Source organism: Enterobacter sp. A8 (assembly GCF_004296595.1).
Classification (GTDB): domain Bacteria; phylum Pseudomonadota; class Gammaproteobacteria; order Enterobacterales; family Enterobacteriaceae; genus Enterobacter; species Enterobacter cloacae.
In genome coordinates this window covers 1-877 of sequence record NZ_SCMF01000014.1, presented here as the reverse complement: position 1 = coordinate 877, position 877 = coordinate 1, and the positions used below count along the sequence as shown (strand labels likewise).

Here is an 877-nt window from a genome sequence, read left to right as displayed (position 1 = left end):
TGCAGGGTAACCTGGCGAACGGCGGCACCACCGACGATCCGACCCCGACCCTGAGCGGCAAGGCGGAAGCGGGCAGCACCGTGAAGATCTACGATCAGAACGGCCTGCTGGGCGAAGTGACGGCGAAAGCCGACGGCACCTGGAGCTTCTCGCCGGTGGCGAAACTGCCGGAAGGCGAACACCGCTTCCACGTGACGGCCACCGACAAGGCGGGCAACACCAGTTCTGCGTCAGACGACTTTGTCCTGACCCTGGACTACACCGCCCCGGATGCGAGCAAGCTGGCGATCACCGAAGTCTATGACGACGTGAACACCGCAGGTGTCATTGCCTCCGGCGGGGAAACCGACGACAACCGTCCGCTGATCAAGGGGACGGGCGCAGAGCCGGGCAACACCATCACCGTGTACAACGGCGACAAGGTGATTGGCACCGCGAAAGTGCAGGCTGACGGCACCTGGTCCCTGGAGCCGACCACGCCGCTGCCGGACGGGAAGTACACCCTGACGGCGAAAGAGACCGACGGCGTGGGCAATGTCTCCGGTCCGTCCGGTGAGTACATCATCAACGTGGCTACCGTACCGCCGCAGGCACCGACGCTGGATACCGTCTATGACGACGTGGCCCCGCATGCGGACTACCTGCAGAAGGGCGACGTCACCAACGACACCACCCCGACCCTGAGCGGCAGCAGCGGCGTGGCGGGCGGCACCATCAGTATCTACGACAACGGTCGTCTGATTGGCACCGCCTCCGTGGGCAGCAACGGCAGCTGGAGCTTCACGCCGGATACGGCGCTGGCAGACGGCAGCCATAACTTCACCGCCACCGTCACCGACGGCGTGGGCCGCACCAGTGAGCCAACCGGCGGCTTCGG

At 65.7% G+C, this 877-nt stretch carries 1 protein-coding gene; it reads left to right on the top strand.

What is annotated here, in order from left to right; all coding sequences use genetic code 11:
* Nucleotides 1-877, top strand: an 877-nt coding sequence (locus EQV24_RS23595) for an Ig-like domain-containing protein (protein WP_130627101.1), incomplete at both ends; no start/stop codon positions are given.